The sequence below is a fragment of the Burkholderia sp. E168m15 genome (assembly GCF_016586105.1).
GTDB classification, from domain to species: Bacteria; Pseudomonadota; Gammaproteobacteria; order Burkholderiales; family Burkholderiaceae; genus Burkholderia; species Burkholderia orbicola.
In genome coordinates this window covers 1-3,758 of record NZ_BCPO01000003.1, presented here as the reverse complement: position 1 = coordinate 3,758, position 3,758 = coordinate 1, and the positions used below count along the sequence as shown (strand labels likewise).

Genomic DNA, 3,758 nt, shown 5'->3' with positions numbered 1-3,758 from the left:
GCGTTGGTGGCAAACGTCGTCGGTATGATCGAGCAGCCCGCTATCGACAAGAACCTCCCCCTCGATATTCGAGGCACCGCTTTCCAACAGCGTGTTTGGCAAGTGCTTCGCAAAATTCCGGTGGGAAGCACACTGAGCTATGCGCAGGTCGCGCGCCTCGTTGGAACTGACGTGTCGGAGCTTGATATTGCCAGCGCTTGCGCTGGCAACCCGCTAGCCGTTGCGATCCCTTGCCATCGCGTAGTCAGAACTGATGGAAGGTTTTGGGGCTATGCATGGGGCATTGACCGCAAGCAGGCGCTGCTTGACCGTGAACGTTGCACTCACGTGCAATCGTGAGCGACGATAATCATGAACGATTGCCGTGCCTCCGGTTTGAAGCGTCCGGCATAACGCAGCCCAGAGAGGCTCGGCAAAACGATTTCAGGGTACGCGCCGCGTTAATTACGCCACGGCAGCAACAGGCACCCGGAAAGGCGCACCGAGACGATTGAACGCGTTCATCGCGGCGATGGCGATCGTGAGGTCAACCAGGTCCTTCGGCGAAAATGCCGCCGCAGCAGCGGCATAGGCTTCATCCGATGCATGCGTTTCGCTGACACGCGTGACTTCCTCAGACCAGGCCAGCGCGGCACGCTCCTGATCGGTGAACAAGTGCGCAACCTCATCCCACACTGGCACCAGCGTAATTTTGTCGACGGACATGGTTTTTCTGAGATCGCGGCTATGCATGTCGATGCAATGCGCGCACCCGTTGATTTGCGAGACGCGGAGAAACACGAGGTGGACAAGTTCCTCGGGGAGATTCGTCTTCTTCGTGACGTAGTGGTGGATACCAAAAAGCGCCTTTGCGCCGTCCGGTGCGGTCTCTTGCCAGTTCATGCGGGTCATCTCGGTCCTTCTCCGTGGGTGATGCGAATAGTGTCGCCGTCGCGTCCAAGCCGCCTATCGACTTGCGCCGCGATCCATGTCATAACGCAACGTTACTCCGCTGGGCATTAGAGAAACAGGCCCAAAAACTGGCGAAACGACTGGCCCAAAAATGAATCAACCGAATTCGCCCGCTGCGCTGTCCATCCTGGTGGACCGTGCCATCGCCGAGCCGATCGGCGACCAGATCCATGCGAGCCTGCGCCAGGCAATCGTCGAGGGCCGGCTCGTACCCGGACAGCGCCTGCCTTCCGGCCGGGACCTCGCTGCGCAACTTGGCGTCGCCCGCGGCACCGTCCGCGTGGCCTACGATCGGTTGATCGCCGAGAATCTGGTATTCGGTGCAGGCTCCTCGGGCACACACGTTTGCGCGCGGCTGCCCGCGGAGCGAGCGGATGGCGAGGCTTCCCTTGACGGGCCTCTAGCGGATTTCACCCGCCCATTTTCGAGCGCCCCGCTTCCATTCCAGATGGGCGTACCGGCCCACGACGCATTCCCAGCCAAGCTCTGGGCCCGCATGCGCACGCGTGCCGTACGCGCCGATGCCTTCGCTTACACGGCCTATGCCGATCCGCGCGGCGAACCTGCCCTGCGAGCCCAGATCGCGAGCCACCTGGCCGTAAGCCGGCAGATGCAATGTCATCCCGATCAGGTCATCGTCACCAGCGGATACCGGCAAAGCCTGATGCTGGCACTGACCGCACTGCGCGCGCATGGACGCAAGGCGTGGCTCGAGGAGCCAGGCTATCCACTGGGAAGACGCGCGCTGGAAATCATCGGTGCAGCGGTCATACCCGTACCTGTCGATGCCGATGGGCTGCGAGTGGAGGCTGGCGTCGCCAGCGCGCCAGATGCTTTGCTGGCGTTGGTCACGCCGGGCCAGCATGCCCCGCTCGGCGTGACCCTGTCGCCGGCACGAAGGCATGCGCTGCTCGACTGGGCGGCGACAAGGGGTGCCTGGATCATCGAAGACGACTATCTCGGAGAACTACAGCTCGAAGGCCGCGCCGCACCGGCCCTTGCTGCAGGCGAAGGTGCCGAGTGTGTGGTTCACATCGGCGCGTTCAGCAAGACGATCAGCCCGGGGCTCGGCCTGGGTTTCGTCGTTGCCCCACGCTCAGTGGCGGAGCGTCTGGTTGAGGTAGCCGCCGTGTTGTCCCCAGCTCCGAACCGGACCACCCAATTGGCGGTGACGGAGTTTCTGAGGAATGGACACTACCTGCGGCACCTGCGACAGATGAAGGCGCTCTATGCGGAGCGCCGACGCCTGACGCTGGCGCATGTCAACAAGTTTCTGCCGGGCACCATGATGGCGGGCCTGGGGGTGATCGCACCGCTGCCACAAACCGCCGACGACCGCATGGTTGTCGGCATTGCCCGGGCGCATGGCCTCGCGCCTTCGGCACTCTCCGCCTGGTACCTTCGCCGCAGCAACGCACAAGGTGGCTTGCTACTCAGCGCGACAAACCTCCGCCCAGACAACATCGAGACCGTCTGCGCGACGCTTGCGGGTATCGTTGCGTCATCAAGTCGTAGCCCACATGAGTCCAACGGTCGCCAACGCGGCGTCGAACGTCCGCTTTCTAGAAATATCGACGACCGCTAAGGGTCGGAAAGAGCCGACCGCCGGATGCCATTTTCCAACGTTGGACGCCGTCAGACCAGATCGCTCAAAGCTGCGAAAAAGGGGGAGATTGTCTACGAGCAGCCGCCTTGGCCACGCAACATTGGGCGTCGGCAGTTTAGAGCCGGGAGATTTTCGGCAGGATAACGCGGAGCAGCTTTAGAGAACAGGGAGCAAGGCCGAGGGCCTCGACTGACGCGCTTTGGTGCATGGCGCATTTCCGTATGATTTCCGTACGAACTTGCCCAGCGCTAGAGGCGCTACACCAACTCCTTGATTTTTATCATTTTCTTGGCGCGCCCGGCTGGGATCGAACCAGCAACCCCTGCCTTCGGAGGGCAGTACTCTATCCATTGAGCTACGGGCGCGTGAGACAGTGAAGCGACCCCATATACAGGCCGCCCACGATTGGCAAGACGGCAAGGATACCCGGTTTCCCAAGACGCGTCCACCTTGCCCGCCGAATCGCCGCCGGGCGCCGCTGCGTGCGGGTAAACACGCGCCATCGCGCCGCTCGCCGTGATGTAAACGTTCCGTCTATAATCGTCCGTGCTTCATTGGACTGCCATTTTGCCGTTGCACCGCGCTCACAATTCCTATTCATGGAGACGAGGCAAGCATGAGCGAAGCACCCCACGAATCTCCCGTCAAAACCCCCGGGCAGCTGATTGCCGTCATCATCGCGTCGTTCGCGATCCCGATCATCCTGATCGTCCTGTTCGCCAATTACGCGAACCATGCGTTCCGTTCCGGCGCCGGCACGGACGCGCTATCCGACGAGCAGGTCGCCGCACGTATCGCCCCCATCGCGAAGGTCGAGGTGAAGGACGCCAACGCACCCCGCACGTACAAAACCGGCGAGGAGGTCTACAAGGCCGTCTGCGTGACCTGCCACGGCACCGGCGCCGCCGGCGCGCCGAAGTTCGGCAACAAGGACGACTGGGCGCCGCGCATCTCGCAAGGCTTCGACACGCTGCTGAAGACGGCCCTCGCGGGCAAGGGCGCGATGCCGGCGCGCGGCGGCACGAGCCCCGACGACGTCAGCGACTATGAAATCGCCCGCGCGATCGTCTACATGGCGAACAACGACGGCGCGAACTTCCCCGAGCCGGCCGCACCGGCCGCCAATGCGGCGCAGCCCGCCAGCGGCGCGCCCGCGTCGGGCGCCGACGCGTCGAACGCGCAGGCCGCCGCGGCCATGGCC

4 protein-coding genes and 1 tRNA gene are annotated in these 3,758 nt (G+C 63.1%); 3 read left to right on the top strand and 2 right to left on the bottom strand.

Annotated elements, in window-relative coordinates; genetic code table 11:
* Positions 1 to 339: methylated-DNA--[protein]-cysteine S-methyltransferase (locus JMF86_RS00735; protein ID WP_156349320.1), on the top strand; the 339-nt coding region annotated here is incomplete at its 5' end.
* 105 nt (positions 340 to 444) lie between these two features.
* On the opposite strand, the gene JMF86_RS00730 is transcribed toward JMF86_RS00735, so the two are convergent.
* On the bottom strand, positions 445 to 891 hold the full coding sequence (locus JMF86_RS00730; RefSeq protein ID WP_011546755.1) for a carboxymuconolactone decarboxylase family protein: 447 nt from the start codon (positions 889 to 891) through the stop codon (positions 445 to 447).
* A 151-nt stretch (positions 892 to 1,042) separates the two neighbouring features.
* On the opposite strand from JMF86_RS00730, the gene JMF86_RS00725 reads away from it, so the two are divergent.
* Complete coding sequence (locus JMF86_RS00725; protein ID WP_011546756.1) at positions 1,043 to 2,536, top strand: PLP-dependent aminotransferase family protein; 1,494 nt, start codon at positions 1,043 to 1,045, stop codon at positions 2,534 to 2,536.
* A 310-nt stretch (positions 2,537 to 2,846) separates the two neighbouring features.
* Here the strand turns inward: JMF86_RS00725 and JMF86_RS00720 are convergent.
* Positions 2,847 to 2,922: transfer RNA gene (locus tag JMF86_RS00720), tRNA-Arg, on the bottom strand.
* A 251-nt stretch (positions 2,923 to 3,173) separates the two neighbouring features.
* Between JMF86_RS00720 and JMF86_RS00715 the strand changes: the two genes are divergently transcribed.
* The coding region (locus JMF86_RS00715; protein ID WP_201316676.1) for a cytochrome c5 family protein at positions 3,174 to 3,758 on the top strand (585 nt) is incomplete at its 3' end.

What these genes read in the sequence shown, in the direction of transcription:
- JMF86_RS00730 (WP_011546755.1), bottom strand. Translation starts at nt 891, where the DNA reads ATGACCCGCATGAACTGGCAAGAGACCGCACCGGACGGCGCAAAGGCG.
- JMF86_RS00725 (WP_011546756.1), top strand. Translation starts at nt 1,043, where the DNA reads ATGAATCAACCGAATTCGCCCGCTGCGCTGTCCATCCTGGTGGACCGT.